Raw genomic sequence first — 16958 nt, forward strand, 5'->3', positions numbered from 1 at the left:
ATGTTTTGATTACGCCCCAGTTCACCGAAAACCCCTGACGGCCATGCGCACTGCGGAACAGAGCGCCGCATGCCGGTCACCCTCGATAGCATCGAAGTATCACCGCAGTATTCATCGGGTGCCAAGGCGACGATCTTTTCGGTCCGGCTTTCGGCGAGCCCGTTCGGCGGGCCTCGCGACGTGACGTATCCGGCTCTACACGTGACCGCTGCGCGGACACCGGCATCCACCCCTTCCATCCCGAGGAATGGGACGCCGAGCCGCACTCGGACAGATCGCCGAGTACGGCTGCCCGATCGAGCACAGCCCAAGATCCAGCGCGACGCGCGGACCACCGCTTCACCGAACTTGCCGACTTCACGCCCTCGCCCCGGCGGCAATCCCCGCGACAGACCGGGCACCCGCCGCGCCCCAGCACCAGCCGATGCGCAAATCTCTCGTAACCACTGCGCAACCAAAGCCGATCGGCCGCGGCCGCCCGTCGCGCATTTTTACCGATCGGTACATCAACCGTTGCCTCGCGGGCGCCCACCGTCTAGTTTACTACCAAACGGTACAGAACTAGGAGCTTGCATGACCGGACGCACCACCCCGCTCGGCGTCGGCATAGTCGGCGCGAATCCGCACGGTAGCTGGGCCGCCGCGGCCCACCTACCAGCGCTGGCCCAGCTGCCCGAGTTCCGCGTCGCGGCGGTGGCGACCACGAATCGCGCCTCGGCCGACGCCGCCGCCGTTGCCGCCGGCGCCCGGCACGCGTTCACCGACGCGGTGGAACTGGCGGCGCATCCGGAGGTGGATCTGGTCGTGGCGGCGGTCAAGTCACCGGGGCACGCGGCCGTGGTACGCGCGGCGCTCGCGGCTGGAAAGCACGTGATCTGCGAGTGGCCGATGGGTTCGACCACGGCCGAGGCCGCCGAGCTGACGGCCGCGGCGGTGGCGGCCGGCGTGGTGCACACCGTGATGCTGCAGGGCCACCACTCACCGTCGGTGAACTTCGTCAAGGACCTGCTCGCGGCAGGCCGGATCGGCGCGGTTTGCGCGATCACCCTTGTCGCCGCCGGAGACCCGTTCGGCGGCAGCTCGATTCGCCCCGAACTCGCCTGGAGCGCCGATCCCGGCAAGGGGACCGGCTTGCTGACCATCATGGCGGGACACATGCTCGGCATGCTGGAACACCTCGCGGGCGAACTCAGCGAAGTGTCCGCCGTCCTCGCCACACCGCACGACGAACTGACCGTACTCGGGACCGGCCGCACCATCCCGAACCGGCAACCCGGCCAACTCGCCCTTGCGGGCCGCCTGGCCCGCGGCGCCGTCGTCGCGGTGACGGTGCACGGCGGACATTCGGACGCACCCCACGGGTTCGCGCTCTACATACGCGGCACGGAAGGAACCCTCACCATCACTCCGGTGCAGGCGGGCATGTATCCGCACTGGGCCGACTGGCACGTCGAACTGCGCGGCAACGACGGAGCCGTCAGCGAAATCCCGGTTCCGGACCGCTATCGCCGACTGCCGTCCGCACTGCCCGCGGGGCCGATCACCCACGTGGCGGGTGTCTACCGCGAAACCGCCACCGCCATCGCCGAGGGCAGGACCGCCCGCCCGGACTTCACCATCGGCCTGCGGCAGCGCCGCCTGCTCGACGCCGTCACAGCGGCAGCGGAGACCGGCGTGCGCCGCCAGGTGACCGCGTTGTGAGCACACGTCATCGCGCGGCCGGCTGCTCGGCGGAAGAAGGAGAAACCACGAGCGCGTTGTGTACCGGCTGGTAGCAAATCACCCGGCGCGGCCCAGCGAACCCAGTACAGTACTGACAGGTAAGAAATTGGGAGGTGTCCATGCCCGGAGGGCGGCCGCGCAGCTTCGACATCGATGACGCCTTGGACCGAGCGCTGGAGGTGTTCTGGCGATACGGCTACGAGGGCGCGGCGCTGTCGGACCTCACCGCGGCGATGGGCGTCAACCGCCCGAGCTTGTACGCCGCCTTCGGCAGCAAAGCGGAGCTGTTCGACCGCGCGCTCGAACGCTACATCGACGGACCGGGGCGCTATGTCGCCGAAGCTCTCGAACTGCCGACCGCGCGGGCGGTCGCCGCCGCCTTCCTCCGCGGCGCGATCGAACTCACCACCGGGCACGAGAGCCCCGGCTGCCTTTCGGTGCGCAGCGTGCAAGCCTGTGGGCCGGAGGCCGAACACAGCCGCAAGAGCGCGATCGCGGTCCGGCTCGCGGGCGAGGCCGCGCTGCGACGGCGCTTGGAGCAGGCCCGCGCCGAGGGCGACCTGGCCCGCGACAGCAAACCGGCCGACCTCGCCCGCTACCTCATGACGATCTCCGACGGCATCGCGGTGCAGGCCGCGGCGGGCGCGAAACCGTCCCACCTGCGCCGCACCGTGGAGCTGGCGCTGCGGTCGTGGCCCCAGGCCTGATCGCGGTTCCCGACCGGCCTGCGCCCGGGCGCTTATATTCCATCTGAGCTATATTGCCGATATGGCATCAACGTTCGAGGCATTGGCCGAGCCTCGCCGCCGGGAGATCCTGGATCTCTTGCGCGAGCGGGAGCGACTGGTCGGCGACTTGGTCACGCACCTGCGGCTGGCCCAGCCCACGGTGTCCAAGCACCTGAAAGTCCTGCGCGGCGCGGGCCTGGTCGAGGTTCGGCAGGACGCGCAGCGCCGCTGGTACCGGCTGCGGCCGGAGCCACTAACCGAGATCGAGGCGTGGCTCGCGCCCTACCGGCGGATGTGGGAGTCGAGCCTCGACGCCTTGGAGCGCCACCTCGACGTCATGCCCGACGAGAAAGGACGACCATGAGCGAGCCCCGAGCACAGCTGCACACCATCGACGGCGCCCCTACCCTGCGTTTCGAACGCAGGCTGGCGCATCCACCGGAAAAGGTCTGGCGCGCTGTCAGCGATCCGAGCGAGATGGCCGCCTGGTTTCCGGCGACGGTCACCACCGCACTGCGGCCCGGCGCGACGATGCGCTTCACCTTCGCCGAGGCGCCCGACACGGTCGACAGCACCTCCTCGGGTGAGGTGCTCGAGGTCGACCCGCCCAAGGTCTACATGTTCCGCTGGAATCAGGACGTGCTGCGATTCGAACTCGTAGCCGACGGAGACGGGACACTGCTGATCTTCACCCACGTCCTCGGCGGCGGACCGCTCGCACGGCTCGGCGCGGCCAGGTCCGCGACCGGCTGGGACCGCTGCCTGTCGGCGTTGGCCGCCGCGCTCGACGGCGCGCCCGGCGCACCGGACACGCCCTGGCCCGCCGACATCGAACGCTATATCGCGGAATTCCGACTCGATGTCGGATCCTGCGACGAGGTCGCCGACGGCTACCTGCTGCGGTTCACCCGCGACCTGGTGTGGCAGCCGCTGGACAAGCTATGGTCGCTGCTGGTCGAGGAGCACACCCCGGCCGTGGGCGCCGTCCCACCGGCGCGGTCGACGAATCAGCACATCGAGGCAGGCGAACTCGTCGAGGTCGCGCCGCCACGGACGTTGGAGTATCGGTGGCGGCACGACGGGGCCACCGCCGGCACGGTCCGCTGGTTCTTCGATGCCGACCCCGACCTCGGCGTGCGGGTCGAACTAACCCAGACCGTGCCGTCGCAGTTGGCGCGGCTGCGGCCGACCCTGCTCGCCGCCTGGCAGGTGCACCTGGAACTCTTCTTCGCCGCCACCCAGGGGGACATCCGCTGCCCCTGGCCTGCCGACCGGGTCGCCGTGCTCGCCGATCGGTATGCCGCGGAACTCGGCGAGTGAATCCGGCCCAGCGTCCGCACATCACGTCGTCAGCCGGCGGCGCCCGTCCCCGATCACCGGGACGGGCGCTACGACGGATAGCTCTGGATTCGCGGATCGGTCCGCTCAAAAGACCCCACGGTCGGGTGCGAACTGCTTACTATCCCGGGACAGTTCGCGAAACACGCACCTGACCGGCGTGGAGCCGACTCGCGTGCCCGCACGCGTCGACCGCGTCGAAGAGTCTGCTTCTGGAGTCACGCGCTTTGTCCATGTCACAGTCCCCGCAGAACACCTCGGCGACCCCGAAAGACTGCCCGGTACAACAAGGTTCGCCCATCGACAACGAAGGGCCCCGGGTCGCGCTGTATACCGAGGCCTTCGCCGCCGACCCGCACGGGGCCTACCGCGAGATGCGGCGCCGATACGGTTCGCTCGTGCCGATCGAGTTGGCGCCGAACGTTCCGGCAACGTTGGTGATCGGCTATTACACAGCACTGCGAATCCTCAACGACCCGGTCCATTTTCCGGCGGACCCACGGGTCTGGCAGCAGAGCGTTCCCGGTGAGTGCCCGATCCTGCCGATGATGGAGTGGCGGCCGAACGCGCTGCGCAACACCGGATTCGAGCACCAGCGCTACCGGCAGGTGAATGTCGCGGCCATCGGCGGTGTCGATCTGCACGTGCTGCACACGATCACCGAACAGATCGCCGGTCCGTTGATCAACGCCTTCTGCCAGGACGGCGCGGCGGATCTGATCAGTCAGTACGCGTTCCCGCTCACCTTCGCGGTGCTCAACTCGGTGCTCGGCTGCCCGCCGGAGATCGGCCAGCAGGTCGCGATCGGCATGGCCGCGATCTTCGAAGGCGTCAACGCAGAGAAGGGCAACGCGATGCTCGCCGACGCCCTGTTCGATCTGGTGCAGATGAAGCGCAAGGACCCCGGCGACGACATCACCTCCCGGCTGTTGCACCACCCCGCGGCTCTGAACGACATGGAGATGATCCATCAGCTGGTCACGCTCTACGGTGCGGGAATCGAACCGCAGCAGAACCTGATCGCCAATACCCTGCGGTTGATGCTCACCGACCGCCGATTCGCCAGCGGTGTCTTCGGCGGCAGCCTCTCGACCCGGGATGCCCTCGACGAAGTGCTGTTCACCGACCCGCCGGGAGCGAACTACTGCTTCAGCTACCCGAAGCAGCCGATCCTCATCGATGACGTGTGGCTGCCCGCGCATCAGCCGATCGTGATCAGCATGGCGGCGTGCAACAACGACCCGGCGATCCACACCGGCGAATACACCGACAACCGAGCGCATCTGGCGTGGGGAGCCGGACCGCACGCCTGCCCCGCGCGCTCGATGGCGTATCTGATCGCGCAGGACGCCATCGACCAGCTACTCGATGCCCTGCCCGAGATCCGGCTCGCGGTCGCGGCGGAGGAGTTGAGCTGGCGACCGGGTCCATTCCATCGCGCCCTCGTGTCGCTGCCGGTCGTCTTCCCCGAATCCCCGCCCATGCCCGGGTTCGGGTAGACCCCACGTTCGTGGGCCCCCTCGTGCGGGCGCGTCCGGACCGCGGGTGATCGAATTTTATTCGCGCTGATCGTGATCGGTGGCAAGCGCGCCGCGATAGCGGAGGATCCACGCGGCGCAGCCGCGGAGCGCCCATCCGACCGACACGTCAGGAGCACAGGTGACCACATCTCTTCCGGTAGATCTCGAGCACGCAAGCGACATTCATCCCGGCATCGACGTGCCGCTGGTTCGAGACGCCGTCCATCCGGAACGGGCGCTGTGGTCACCCCGCCTCGGTGCATGCTTACTCGCCGCCGCTGCGCCCGGTGCGCGAATACCGTACGCTGACGGACTTCGCAGGGACGTCAGCGAGCGAAGTGGGTGAACGATGAGTACCGGCGCCGAGGAGATGGTCGCGCGAGCCAGAGCGCAGTTGGAACGGGTCGCGCCCGAAGAGGCCGCCGCCTTGCAGTCGCGGGGAGCGCTGATCGTGGACATCCGGCCGCACGCGAACCGGAGCGCCGAGGGCGAGATCCCCGGCGCGGTGGTGGTCGAACGGATCGTGCTGGAGTGGCGCCTCGATCCGAACGGCGAACACCGGCTACCGGGCCTCACACCGGACACTCCGGTGGTGATCGTGTGCAACGAGGGCTACGCCTCCAGCCTCGCGGCCGCCGACGGGCTCCGTCTGGGGCTGCGTCGGGTGACCGACCTCGTCGGCGGCTTCCGGGCCTGGCAGGCGGCGGGGCTGCCGGTGGTCCCGGGCGGCAGCCCGGCCGTGCCGTAGCGGCGCCACGGGACCCGCGACGACCGGACGCGCTCGCGCCTGGCCCTCGCGAAACCGTCAGTAGACGTACACGACGGCGTTCTCACCGCCGCTGCACGTGATGAGCTGCCCTTCGGGCTGGCAATTCATCGTGTAGGTACGGCCGGTGACCGGGCTGGTCGCGACGACGGTGCGTGGCGCGTCGCGGGCGCTGTTCTGCGACGTGCCGAGCTCGGCGTAGGCCCTGCGCACCTCTTCGGCGAACGCGCAACTGGTCACCACCGTCCCCGTCGCCGACTGGGTGAACGCCCCGGAGCTCGCCTGGCCTGGGCCGCACGGCTTCGCGCCCGCGGGAAGCGTGACCGGAGTCGCCTTGGCCGAGGTGGACCTGGCGGACGACGACGCGCTGGTCGGCGCCGGGTTGCCGGGACGCGCGGGCGGCGCGGGGGCTTCGGAATGCGCGGCGGCCGAGGTCGGCTCGACATTGTCGCCGGAGCCGAACGACTGCCATGCGACAGCGCCACCGATGGTCAGCGCGACAATGGCGAAAACGGCCATCATGATGGGCAGCGCTATGGATCGGCCAGGACGCGATGCGGAGTAAGCGGGCTCGTCGTAATCGTCGTAATCCTCGTAGCCGTACTCCGGCTCGTCGCGGCCCACCGGGTCGCCGACGTGCGCGGGGTAGTCGCCTCGCGGCGGATAGCCGACAGCGCTCGCGTGGCCGTCTTCCCTGGCCGCCAGATACTGCGTCGGAGCCTCGTCCGGCGCGGGAAGATAGCCGGAGATACCGTGCGGGGCGCCCGGACCGAACGACTGTCCGGGCTCGGCGTATTCCGGATAGTTGTCCACTCCCGGGTGCCGCTGGGTCTCGGCGAAGCGCTGATCCTGGACCTGCGAGTACGCCTGCGGCGGCGGCTCGGAATACGCCTGGACGACAGTCGGTTCCGCGGGGATCGGGGTGGCGTCGGAGCCGGTCCGCGCCGAGTCCACCGGCCGCCCCGGGTACGTCTGCGCGGAATCGGCATAGCCCTGCGGATACACCTGTGTGGCCGGTGCCGAATGATCCGCTTCCTGCGGATACGCCTGTGTCACCGATGCCGGATAGTCCGATTCATGCGGATACACCTGTGTGGCTGGCGCTGGATACTCCGGTTCCTGCGGATATCCTGCCGTCTCCAGGTACGCCTGGGTCTCCGGATAGAGGTGGGCGTCCGGGAACGGACGCATCGGAGGCAACTCGACCTCGGGCGGGTACGGCGCTCGCGCAGCGGACTGCGGCACCGGCGCGTCCGCCGACGGGAGCGGCGTGAACTGGGTTTCCGTGGGCCGGACCACCGTCGGCGCGCTCGGATGGATCACCGCCGGGAGCGACAGCTCGCCCGTGGATTCGGGCGCCACCGCCGCCTGCTCACCGGGACGCTGGGTCCGGTCGGGCGCGCGCACCACGATCGTGGGGCCTGCGGCCCGCGCCGTGGCGAGCGCGGCGCGGGCGGCCCTGGCCAGCGCGGTCGCGGTCGGGAAGCGGTCGGCCGGATCCTTGGCCATGCCGCGACGGACCACCTCGTCCAGCGCGGCCGGTATGCCACTCGCCTGCGTGCTCGGCCGTGGCGGCGGATCGGACAGATGCGACTTGATCAGCACGTTCATGCTGGCCGAGGGGAACGGTGTCGCTCCGGTGAGGCATTCGTGCAGCACACACGCCAGCGAGTAGACATCGGCGCGGCCGGTCACGGGCCCGACGTCGAAGCGCTCCGGGGCCATGTAGATGTAGGAGCCCACAGCCATGCCGACCAGGGTCACGGCGCTGTCGCCCTCGGTGTGCGCGATCCCGAAATCGGCGAGGTAGGCGTAATCCGCGTCCGTGACCAGGATGTTGGCCGGTTTCACGTCGCGGTGCACCAGGTTGCTCGCATGCGCGGCGTCCAAGGCCGAGGCGATCTGCTCGATGATGCCGACCGCGCGAGCGGGACTCAACGGCCCCTTGCCGCGCAGCAGGCTGCGCAGGTCTACGCCACGGACCAGCCGCATGTCGATGAACAGCACACCGTCGATCACGCCCCAGTCGTGGATCGGGATGACGTGCGGTTCGGCCAGCCGGGCGGCAGCTTGCGACTCACGGCGGAAACGCAGTTGATACGTCGGGTCTTTCGCGAGTTCTTCCGACAGCAGCTTGACCGCGACCTCACGGTTCTTGACCGTGTCGTATGCCTCGTATACCTCCCCCATTCCCCCTTTGCCCAGCAACGACCGCAGTTCGTACGGCCCGAACCGCGTTCCGGTTCTCGGCCCGGATTCCTGCACCCGTCCTCCCTCCGCTTCCCGGGCAGGGGACGCACACCGAGATCACGCGGTACGCGATGAAATTGCCCGTCAAAGAGTGGATTCTCCGGGTGTCACCACCCCGTGGTCAAACGCGAACACGATCGCGGCGGCGCGATCGCGCAGCTCGAGCTTCCCGAAGATATGTCCCACATGGCTTTTCACGGTTACTTCCGAGATGCCGAGCTCGCGAGCGATTTCCGCGTTCACCCGGCCGCGCCCGATCAATTCGAGCACCTCGTACTCCCGCGCGGTCAGCTCCGACAGGCGGGCGTCGGTGGCGGTGCGGACCGGGCGCACCGTGCGATAGGCCGACAGCACGCGCCCGGTCACCGAGGGATCCAACCACGCTCCGCCGCCCGCGACCATCCGCACCGCGCGGATGAGATCCTCGGCGGGCGAGTCCTTCAGGATGAATCCGGCGGCTCCCGCGCGCAGCGCCCCCGACAGCAGTTGGTCGTCGTCGAAGGTGGTGAGCACGAGCACCGGCGGGGCGCCGTCGCGCGCCCGCAGCATCCTGGTCGCGTCGATGCCGCCGACCCGTTTCATCCGCAGATCCATCAGCACCACGTCCGGCCGGAACTCCGCGACGGCGGCGGGCACCTCGTCGCCGTCCGCGCATTCGGTGACCACGAATCCGTCGCGTCTGCGCAGGATGCGCCGCAGACCGCCGCGCACGAGTTCCTGATCGTCCACCACCAGGACGGTCACCGCGTCTTCGCCACTCGCGGGCGAGGTCATGCTCACGACCGCACCTCGCTCACGTCTTGGGCCGTCCCGCGCGCGGGCGCGCTGGTCCCTCGGTCCACTCGGCGCCACGCGCGCACGAGTTCACCTCGCCGGGCGCTCGGTTGCCTCGTTAGCGACGGCGCGCTGTGCCGTCTGTCCACTGGCCGGCACTCGCTCACATGCCCTCCCGTCCGGTCGTCGCGGCGCCGGGCAGCACCGGACAAGACAATGCGCCGCGGCCGGGCGCGAGCGGGATCCCGGCGCGCACCGACCAGCCGCGGTCGGAGGGGCCCGCGGTCATCCGGCCGCCGAGTAGTTCGGCGCGCTGGCGCATACCGGAGAGCCCCATGCCCGCGCCGCGCTGCGCGGGCAGCCCGGCGGGCACGGTGTTGTCCACCGTCAAGGTCACCAGCGTCGCGTCCACCGCGAGCCGGACTCGCGCGGACGCGCCGTGCGCGTGCTTGACGACGTTGGCCAGCGACTCCTGACCGATCCGGTACAGCGCGAGCCCGACCGCCGGTGACACCGCGCCGAGATCGCCGTCGCGGTCGTAACGCACGTCGAGACCGGCCCGCACGAAATCATCGACCAAGTCGGCGATGTCCTCCACGCCCGGTTCCGGGACCTGTTTCCAGGGCCGCGCGTCGAGCAGGCCGACGGTGCGGCGGATGTCGGCCATCGCCTGTCTGCCGAGCCGCTCGGCGTCGGTCAGCGCTTCCACGGCCTCGTCCACGTCACGGTCGGTTTCCAGCGCGTGCCTGGCGGCGGTGAGATGCAGCAGCGTGACGCTCAGCGAGTGCGCGATCACGTCGTGCACTTCGCGGGCGATCCGGTGGCGCTCCTCGTCGGCGGCCTGCGCCGCGCGGATGTCCTGATAGCCGCGTTCCTGGTAGAGGAAGCGGCGCTGATACTGCAGCATCAGTCCGGCCATCCAGCCGAACGCGATGCCGACCAGGTAGGTGGGCAGCCCCTCCGGCACGTGCCCGATCGCGTCGAACGCGACCAGTTGCAGCATCATCGCGACGGTGACCGGGATGCTCACCCGCTTCGGCGCGATCGCCGCGATCTCGCCGGCGGCGGCCACCAGCACGAACGGCGCGAAATCGGCGGCCACCGGCTGGGCGAGGAACAGCGCCTCGGCCGCCATGGCGAGCACACCGAGCAGCAGCGGGCGCGGCAGCACGCCGAGCAGCGCGTGCAGCGGACCGAAAGCGCAGGTCAGCAGCACCGCGATAATGGGGAGCAGGGTCGGGAAGTAGCTGTGCCGCTGCACCGCGGCCGCGATCGCCACAGCGAAGACCGCGACATCGACGCTGACGATGACCGACGGCGGGTAGTCGTAGGGCAAGTCCTCGACGCTGCGCCGGAACGCCGCGACCGGATCGCGCCCGAACTCGGCGCACCGCTCCCGGACGCGCCGCATCGATGCCCGCACGCGGCCGGTGCGAGGCGTACCTGGCGGTGCTTCGGATACGCCGGTCGAACCCATTCTGTAAGGCTAGCCGCCGGGTCCGGGCCGGTACATCGTCCCGCGAGCGGGCCGCTCCTCCTACCGTGGGCGGAGACGCATTCGGGTCCCTGGCACGACGACAACAACGCGGTCGCGTCCGTAGCGTGGGCGATAGTTCACAGAGGAAGGCGATGGCCATGTCCTGGACGGATCAGCACGCTCGAACCGACATCGTGCACACCGTGCTCACCCGCGCGGCGCTCGACCCGGCCGATCCCGATTTGTTCGCGGGATTCCCCGAGCTGGATCGGCTGTTCGGTGGCGCGGACGGGCTACTGCTCACGCTGCGCTACCGCTGGAACCTTCACTTCGCCGCGAAACTCGACCAGGGGCTGACGGCGATGGAGGCCCATCTCGAACTGGCGGCCGAACAGCCGGTGCTGCGCGCGGTGCTCGACGCACAGTATCGTCGCCGCAAACTCGCGTCGGAGGCCATGGCGCGGTAACGCGCGACGAGGAACGAAGAACTTTGATCGACCGTACGGAGCGGGGGACGACCATGCCGGAACCGGCCATGCTGGAACTATCGGGCGTGACGAAGGAGTATCGGGTGGGCGGCCAGGCCGTCCGCGCGCTCGACGACGTCGGGTTGCGTATCGAGACCGGGGAATTCACCTCCATCATCGGTCCCTCCGGTTCCGGCAAGAGCACGCTGCTGCACCTGCTCGGCGCACTCGACAGTCCCGACGCCGGCTCGATCCGGTTTCGCGGCGAGGAGATCGGCGAGCTGGACGAGGAACAGCAGTCGGCATTCCGGCGCCACCAGGTCGGTTTCGTGTTCCAGTTCTTCAACCTGCTGCCCACGCTCTCGGCCTGGGAGAACGTGGCGATCCCGAAACTGCTGGACGGCACGGGTTTGCGCAAAGCGAAGCCGCGCGCCCTGGAATTGCTCGACCGGGTCGGGCTCGCCGAGCGGGCCGAACACCGCCCCGCCGAATTGTCCGGCGGGCAGATGCAGCGGGTGGCGGTGGCGCGGGCGCTGATCATGGACCCGCCCCTGATCCTGGCCGACGAGCCCACCGGGAACCTGGACTCCAAGACCGGCGCCGCCATCCTCGAACTGCTCGGGGAGATCGCCGGTTCCGGTAGCTCGGTGGTGATGGTGACCCACGATATGGGCGCGGTCACCTACTGCGACCGCGTGATCACCCTGCGCGACGGCCGGATCGGGTCCAACGACAAAGTCGAGCGGACGGTCCCCGCGTGAGCGGTCAGGCCCGGAGGCGGCAGCGCAGCGTCACCACGCAGGGCCCCGCACACGCGAACAAAAGACACAGCGTGAGCGGTCAGGCCCGGAGGCGGCAGCGCAGCGTCACCACGCAGGACCCCGCACACGCGAGAGAGGACACCGCATGATCGGCGCCGCGTGGGATCGCTTGCGGCTGTTCAACGTCGGCGAGCTGCTCGCCCATCGCGGGCGCACCCTGATGTCGCTGGTGGTGATGGGCGTTTCGGCGTCGCTGCTGGTCGCGGTGCTGAGCATCTCCGGTTCGGTGACCGGCTCGGTGGACAAGCTGACGCGCGGTCTCGGCGGCAAGGCGCAGCTGGAGGTCAGCGGCATCACCGACGCCGGCTTCGACCAGGAATTGCTGCGCCGGATCGCGACCGCGCCCGGCGTCGCGGTGGCGGTCCCGATGCTGCGGGTGCAGGTCGGCACCGGCGCCGATCGCGCGCTGCTGATCGGCGCCGACGCGAATATCGGCGCGCTGGGCAGTGAGTTGACCGCGCCGATGAGCGCTTTCACGGGGAAGCTGCTCTCGGTGCCCAATGGGGTGCTGGTGGGCACGGGACTCGGCCGCGCCGAGGGCGAGCAGTTCACGCTGGGCAGCACGACAGTGACGGTCGCGGGCGTCCTGGACGAGGAGACTTCCCGGAAACTCAACGACGGTCATCTCATCGCAGCCCCGCTCGGGCTCGCGCAGAAGATCACCGATCGGGCGGGACGGCTGGATTCCGTGCAGGTGGTTCCCACCGAGGGCGCCGACCTCGCGCAGCTGCGCGCGGCGCTCACCGCGGCCGTGGAGGGCCGCGCGGTGGTGGCCGAGCCGAGTTTGCGCACGGCCCAGGCGGGCGGCGCGGTGCAGATCGTGCGCTACTCCACCACCATGGCTTCGGCGGCCGCGCTGATCGTCTCGGCGTTCCTCATCTACAACGCGATGAGCATGGCGATCGCCCAGCGCAGGCCGATGCTCTCGCTGTTGCGCGCGATCGGCGGCAAACGCGGCCCGATGGTGCGCGACCTGCTGGCCGAGGCCGCGCTGCTCGGCGTGCTGGGCGGCGCGGTCGGCGCGGTACTCGGGGTGTTCATGGGCAGTGTCGCGATCGGCACGCTGCCCACCGCGATCGTGCAGTCGGTGGAGGCGCGCACCGAATATTCGGTGCCCTGGTACGTGATCCCGTTCGCGGTCGTGGCGTGCGTGTTCACCAGCGTGCTCGCGGCCTCCCTGGCCGCGCGTCAGGTGTACAAGGTCCAGCCGATCGAGGCGCTGGCTCCGGTGGGGGCCGGACGGACCGATACGGCGAGTCCGCTGCTGCGGTGGCTGGCGGTCGTGGCCGGTGGCGGCCTGGCCGGGGCCGCGGTGCTGGTCGCGAGCAGCGATCTGGGCCGCTACTCGCTGACCGCCATCTCGATGTCGTTCATCGCCGCGATCCTGCTCTGCTTCGCCGCCACCGGTCCCATCGTGCGGGTCGCGGCGGGGATCGCGCGCTGGTTCCGGGCTCCCGGCGCGCTGGGCGCGACCACACTGGAGCGCTCGCCGCGGCGAGTGTGGGCGACGGCGATGACGGTGATGATCGGCGTCGGCGCCACCGTCGGCATGAGCGGCGCCTCCAGCAACATGATCGATTCGGCGACGGTCACCTTCACGGATCTGGCCCGCAACGACGTCTACGTCAGTCCGGCCTCGATGGCCCAGTTCCCGACCGGGCCGCTGTTGCCCGCGGATCTGGCGGGCAAGCTCGCGGCGGTGCCCGGCGTCGCGCATCTCAGCCCGGCGCAGATGGCCTTCGCCACGCTCGGCGGCAGTCGCGTGATGCTGCAAGGGTTTCCGCCCGATGCCCGGGAAACCCGCATGCGCATGCTCACCGACGATTCGGTCGCCCGGCTGTCGGCCGGGGAGGGCGTGGCGATCTCCCGGGACGTGGCGCGCTCGCTCGGCGTGAGCGCCGGTGCGGAGCTGACCTTGCCCACGCCCACGGGACCGCGCACCGTACGTGTCTTGCAGGTGATTCCGTACTTCTCCGCCATCGCTGGCGTGGTCATGATGGACCTGGACCTGATGCGCACCTGGTACCAGCGGCCCGGGGAGACGGTGATCGCCGTCGACTTCGAGCCCGGCGCCGACCGCGCGGCGGTGCTCGCGGCCGTCCGGCAGGTGGTGCCGCCGCAGTTGAACGTCGACACCGGCGCGGACACGGTGGTGGCCGCGTCGTCGAGCATTCGGCAGGGCATGACGATGAGCAACGCCATCCTGTGGATCGTGGTGCTGGTCGCCACGGTCGCGTTGCTCAACACGCTGATGCTGTCGGTGCTGGAGCGCCGCAGGGAACTCGGCGTGTTGCGCGCCATGGGCACCGGGCGCCGGTTCCTGATGCGGTCGGTGCTGGCCGAGGCCGCGGGGATCGGCATCGTCGGCGCGGTGCTCGGTTTGGCGCTCGGCGCGTCGGTGCAGTATCTGGCGACGGTGGCCATCGGGCAGGCGCTGACCATCGACGTGACCTACCAGCCGAGCCCGATGTTGCTGGTCTACGGCACGATCGCGCTGGCGCTGGCGCTGCTCGGGTCGATTCCGCCCGCGTTGCGGGCGGCTCGGATGCCCATCGTCGAGGCGCTCGCGGTCGATTGAGCCGCCGGGTTCACAGCGGCAGGTCGGCGAACCAGCTCCTGAATTTCGCTGTGGTGATGCCGAATCCGGAGCTGGGGTTGCTGTCGGTGAGGGTCACCGTGGCGAACAGCAGGTAGCTCGACCGGGCCGGGTCGTCGTCGAAGTCCACGACGAGGAAACCGTCCGGGAATCCGCCGCCCGTCTCCTGCCACCGGTAGGTCGAATAGGACTTGCCGCTGTTGCGTTCGGAAGCCGGCGTATTGGACGGCAGGTCTCGCACCGCGGCCTGGGCGTCCTGGGGCGATTTGAAGCCGATGAGAACGTAGTCGGGCTCGGCGATCGGCGTGCCCCAGCAGTTCCAGGCCGTCGTCCAGTTCGGGAAGTCGGGGACGCCGTTGCCGCTGGACACCTTGCCGCCGGGCTTGGCGGTACCGAGGAAGCAGGTCTTGCCGCGATACCCAGGACCCGAGCCGACGCCGTACTTGGTATCCACTCCTTGCGGAACCAGGCTCGGGAACGCTTTGGCGAGCTTGTCCGCGTCGGACGAGCCCGCGGGCGTCTTCGTGCCGAGGTCGAGCGGGGACGCCGAATCCGAGAAGCCGACCTTCGCGAGGACGATGCCGATCCCGACCAGCAGCGCCACGACGACCAGGACGATCGTCACGATCAGGCCGGTATTCGAGCGATTCTGCGCCGGGTAGCCGGGCGGCTGATGAGTGGGATAGCCCAACGGTGGCGGAGTGGGCGCGGAATACGCGGGTGTCGCAGAGTAACTCGGCTGTGCAGGCGCCGCGGCATAACCGTCGGACGCCGGGAAGTGCTGGCCGCCGGTGGGGTTCGGGTTGTACTGCTGCGGTGGCGCGGTGTAGTTGGGGGCGGCGGGGACATAGGTCGGCGGACTGGCCTCCGGCTTGGGGTAAGCCGGTTGCGCGACGACGGTGGGCGCGGGCTGCGGCTGGTACTGCGCGGCCACCACGGTCGGCGCGGGAGCGGTGAGCGCTCGCCTTGCCGCCGTGGCGAATTCGACGCAGGAGGCGAATCGATCGTCGGGTCGCTTGGCCATGGCCCTGGCGAGCACCGCGTCCAGCGCGGGCGACAGACCGGCGCGCCGGGCCGCGACCGAGGGCGGCGGCAACTGGAGATGCCCGCGGATGATGTCGGCGGGGGCGGGCGCGTCGAAGGGGGCGACGCCGGTCAGCAACCAATACAGCGCGCACGCCAGCGAGTACTGATCGGAGCGGTGATCCAGGTGCGCACCGGTCATCTGCTCGGGCGAGGCGTAGGCGAGCGTCGCGGTGAACATGCCGGTCTGGGTCAGGTGCGTGGAATCCTCACGCAGCCGGGCGATGCCGAAATCGGTGAGGAACACCCGCTCGCCGTGGCCGCCCACCGCGCGGGCCAGCATGATGTTGGCGGGCTTGACGTCCCGGTGCAGCACCCCCATCCCGTGCGCGTAATCCAGTGCGGAGGCGACGCCCTCGATGATCTGCACGGCCCGCTCCGGCGGCAGGCTCTGCGGGTTCACCGTGGCCGCGTCGACGCCGTCGACGTACTGCATGGAGATCCACAGCTGGTCGTCCTCGGTGCCGCGGTCGTACACCGCGACGATGTTCGGATGGTCCAGTTGCGCCGCCAGGTCCGCCTCCCGCTCGAACCTGGCCCGCACCTCCACGTCGGTGAACAGGTCCCGGTTGAGCAGTTTCAGCGCGGTCTGCCGGGGCAGTCTGGGATGACGGGCGAGATACACCGAGCCCATGCCCCCCTGGCCGAGCAGCTTCTCTATGGTGAACCCGGCGAACACCGCACCGCTGTCGAGCAACACGCCCCCTTCAGGTGACCGCGGCGCCCGGACGGGGACGTCCGGGCGCATTCATACCGATCCTGGAGCCTACCGGGTGACGCCGTGGCCACCGGGTTTCGAATTCTCCGGGAAGATCGGCAAAACTATGTTCGAGATATCGTGCCGTCGACACCGTCGCGTGCCGCGGCGATGTCTCTCGTCCGGCCACCGGCCGGACGAGCCCGATGAGCTATTTTGCACCGCCGTACGACAGCGTGGACACGCCACTGGTGGTGGGGAGGACTCGGTGGTGAGGTCGACGGGATCCGGCTCGACAGGCCGGTCGGCGCTGCGCGCCGTGGCGATGGTGGTGTTGCTCACGCTGACCTCGTGCGCCTTGTTCCCCGGCGACCGGCCCGCTCCCGAAGCGCCCGCCGTGGTGGTCGACACCGCTGGAGCTTGGCGGCCGAACCTCGCGGTGTCCGTGCCCGACTCGCTCGCCGCGGACTTCACCCAGTTGCAGCCGCAGCTGGCCGGGCAGGTCGGCATGGCGATCATGCCCGTCGGCGGCGGCCGGATGACCGTCTTCGGCGACTGGGTCAGCGGCATCGCGTGGTCGACCATCAAGGTGCCGCTCGCGATCGCGGCGCTGCGGCACGACTCCCAGGAAGAGATCCGCCACGAGGTGGAGGCGGCCATCACCTGGTCGGACAACGCCGCCGCCGAAGCGCTGTGGCAGTCACTGGGCGACGGGCTGG

Annotated in this window: 13 protein-coding genes and 1 pseudogene; 10 read left to right on the forward strand and 4 right to left on the reverse strand. The window is 69.8% G+C overall.

The annotated features are described in order from the left end of the window. Positions 1 to 573: 573 nt before the first annotated feature. The 6 genes from ON27_RS20875 (at position 574) to ON27_RS20900 (ending at position 6056) form a co-directional block, all read left to right on the forward strand. Positions 574 to 1701 (forward strand): Gfo/Idh/MocA family oxidoreductase, encoded by a 1128-nt coding sequence (locus tag ON27_RS20875; RefSeq protein ID WP_083887702.1) that lies wholly within the window; start codon positions 574 to 576, stop codon positions 1699 to 1701. Positions 1702 to 1841: 140 nt separating this feature from the next. Next, positions 1842 to 2429, forward strand: a complete 588-nt coding sequence (locus ON27_RS20880; RefSeq protein ID WP_043730296.1) for a TetR/AcrR family transcriptional regulator — start codon at positions 1842 to 1844, stop codon at positions 2427 to 2429. A gap of 61 nt (positions 2430 to 2490) precedes the next feature. Next, complete coding sequence (locus ON27_RS20885) at positions 2491 to 2814, forward strand: ArsR/SmtB family transcription factor (RefSeq protein ID WP_043730277.1); 324 nt, start codon at positions 2491 to 2493, stop codon at positions 2812 to 2814. After that, on the forward strand, positions 2811 to 3770 hold the full coding sequence (locus ON27_RS20890) for an SRPBCC family protein (protein ID WP_043730280.1): 960 nt from the start codon (positions 2811 to 2813) through the stop codon (positions 3768 to 3770). Before ON27_RS20885 ends, ON27_RS20890 begins: the two co-directional genes overlap by 4 nt. Before the next feature lie 251 nt (positions 3771 to 4021). After that, positions 4022 to 5287 carry a cytochrome P450 gene (locus tag ON27_RS20895; RefSeq protein WP_043730283.1) on the forward strand — a complete coding sequence of 422 codons (1266 nt, stop codon included), beginning with the start codon at positions 4022 to 4024 and terminating at the stop codon, positions 5285 to 5287. Between the two features lie 370 nt (positions 5288 to 5657). Continuing rightward, complete coding sequence (locus ON27_RS20900; RefSeq protein ID WP_043730285.1) at positions 5658 to 6056, forward strand: rhodanese-like domain-containing protein; 399 nt, start codon at positions 5658 to 5660, stop codon at positions 6054 to 6056. A gap of 57 nt (positions 6057 to 6113) precedes the next feature. Here ON27_RS20900 and ON27_RS45860 read toward each other — a convergent pair whose 3' ends face one another. From ON27_RS45860 to ON27_RS20920, 3 genes are all read right to left on the reverse strand, one after another. Then, complete coding sequence (locus ON27_RS45860) at positions 6114 to 8339, reverse strand: serine/threonine-protein kinase (protein ID WP_373282773.1); 2226 nt, start codon at positions 8337 to 8339, stop codon at positions 6114 to 6116. A 69-nt stretch (positions 8340 to 8408) separates the two neighbouring features. Further along, positions 8409 to 9098, reverse strand: a complete 690-nt coding sequence (locus ON27_RS20915; RefSeq protein WP_051046830.1) for a response regulator — start codon at positions 9096 to 9098, stop codon at positions 8409 to 8411. 163 nt (positions 9099 to 9261) lie between these two features. Continuing rightward, on the reverse strand, positions 9262 to 10575 hold the full coding sequence (locus ON27_RS20920; RefSeq protein ID WP_051046831.1) for a sensor histidine kinase: 1314 nt from the start codon (positions 10573 to 10575) through the stop codon (positions 9262 to 9264). A gap of 158 nt (positions 10576 to 10733) precedes the next feature. Here ON27_RS20920 and ON27_RS20925 point away from each other — a divergent pair, with 158 nt between their 5' ends. The 3 genes from ON27_RS20925 (at position 10734) to ON27_RS20935 (ending at position 14441) form a co-directional block, all read left to right on the forward strand. Further along, positions 10734 to 11042, forward strand: coding sequence for a hypothetical protein (locus ON27_RS20925; protein ID WP_051046835.1), 309 nt, complete (start codon positions 10734 to 10736; stop codon positions 11040 to 11042). A 53-nt stretch (positions 11043 to 11095) separates the two neighbouring features. Continuing rightward, complete coding sequence (locus tag ON27_RS20930; protein WP_051046832.1) at positions 11096 to 11803, forward strand: ABC transporter ATP-binding protein; 708 nt, start codon at positions 11096 to 11098, stop codon at positions 11801 to 11803. A 145-nt stretch (positions 11804 to 11948) separates the two neighbouring features. Beyond that, positions 11949 to 14441 (forward strand): FtsX-like permease family protein, encoded by a 2493-nt coding sequence (locus tag ON27_RS20935; protein WP_043730290.1) that lies wholly within the window; start codon positions 11949 to 11951, stop codon positions 14439 to 14441. A gap of 10 nt (positions 14442 to 14451) precedes the next feature. On the opposite strand, the gene ON27_RS20940 is transcribed toward ON27_RS20935, so the two are convergent. Next, on the reverse strand, positions 14452 to 16290 hold the full coding sequence (locus tag ON27_RS20940; RefSeq protein ID WP_169334523.1) for a serine/threonine-protein kinase: 1839 nt from the start codon (positions 16288 to 16290) through the stop codon (positions 14452 to 14454). A 220-nt stretch (positions 16291 to 16510) separates the two neighbouring features. Here ON27_RS20940 and ON27_RS20945 point away from each other — a divergent pair. Then, positions 16511 to 16958 (forward strand): annotated as a pseudogene (locus ON27_RS20945) (hypothetical protein); the annotation flags it as partial.

It is taken from the genome of Nocardia asiatica NBRC 100129 (assembly GCF_000308415.1).
In the GTDB taxonomy this organism is placed as follows: domain Bacteria; phylum Actinomycetota; class Actinomycetes; order Mycobacteriales; family Mycobacteriaceae; genus Nocardia; species Nocardia asiatica.

Coding starts and splice junctions, on each gene's coding strand:
- ON27_RS20935 (WP_043730290.1), top strand. CDS start 11,949: ATGATCGGCGCCGCGTGGGATCGCTTGCGGCTGTTCAACGTCGGCGAG.
- ON27_RS20940 (WP_169334523.1), bottom strand. CDS start 16,290: ATGCGCCCGGACGTCCCCGTCCGGGCGCCGCGGTCACCTGAAGGGGGC.
- ON27_RS20900 (WP_043730285.1), top strand. CDS start 5,658: ATGAGTACCGGCGCCGAGGAGATGGTCGCGCGAGCCAGAGCGCAGTTG.
- ON27_RS20890 (WP_043730280.1), top strand. CDS start 2,811: ATGAGCGAGCCCCGAGCACAGCTGCACACCATCGACGGCGCCCCTACC.
- ON27_RS20875 (WP_083887702.1), top strand. CDS start 574: ATGACCGGACGCACCACCCCGCTCGGCGTCGGCATAGTCGGCGCGAAT.
- ON27_RS20925 (WP_051046835.1), top strand. CDS start 10,734: ATGTCCTGGACGGATCAGCACGCTCGAACCGACATCGTGCACACCGTG.
- ON27_RS20895 (WP_043730283.1), top strand. CDS start 4,022: ATGTCACAGTCCCCGCAGAACACCTCGGCGACCCCGAAAGACTGCCCG.
- ON27_RS20880 (WP_043730296.1), top strand. CDS start 1,842: ATGCCCGGAGGGCGGCCGCGCAGCTTCGACATCGATGACGCCTTGGAC.
- ON27_RS20885 (WP_043730277.1), top strand. CDS start 2,491: ATGGCATCAACGTTCGAGGCATTGGCCGAGCCTCGCCGCCGGGAGATC.
- ON27_RS20930 (WP_051046832.1), top strand. CDS start 11,096: ATGCCGGAACCGGCCATGCTGGAACTATCGGGCGTGACGAAGGAGTAT.
- ON27_RS20915 (WP_051046830.1), bottom strand. CDS start 9,098: ATGACCTCGCCCGCGAGTGGCGAAGACGCGGTGACCGTCCTGGTGGTG.
- ON27_RS20920 (WP_051046831.1), bottom strand. CDS start 10,575: ATGGGTTCGACCGGCGTATCCGAAGCACCGCCAGGTACGCCTCGCACC.